This window comes from Streptomyces sp. URMC 126, from assembly GCF_051386555.1.
Lineage (GTDB): Bacteria > Actinomycetota > Actinomycetes > Streptomycetales > Streptomycetaceae > Streptomyces.
In genome coordinates this window covers 1-261 of record NZ_JBPQTX010001000.1, presented here as the reverse complement: position 1 = coordinate 261, position 261 = coordinate 1, and the positions used below count along the sequence as shown (strand labels likewise).

Annotated in this window: 1 protein-coding gene; it reads right to left on the bottom strand. The window is 47.1% G+C overall.

Annotation, left to right across the window (positions count from 1 at the left end):
* Nucleotides 1-52: 52 nt before the first annotated feature.
* On the bottom strand, nucleotides 53-261 hold a 209-nt coding region (locus ACSNOK_RS34840; protein WP_436784711.1), incomplete at its 5' end, for a hypothetical protein.

Sequence of the window (261 nt, the reverse complement as noted above, 5' to 3'; positions counted from 1 at the left end):
GAGAGAGATCTTTCTTCTTTCGTTCATGCCTCGCTTGATGGGCTGCGTATCTTCATGTCTTTTGGGCGTCTTCACGGCGCAGTGGTTTAGGCTTCATTTCTTTGGATTGATTCATTGAGAAAAGGTGTTCTGCCGGCGTTGTTCTCTGGATTTCTGGGTCGTCTTTACATCGTGGTGTTCGAGCTTTGATCGGTTCGTGCCACTGAAAGCTGATGTGGTGTTGACGTAAATCTCTAGGATTCTTACGCTTCTTCACATGGC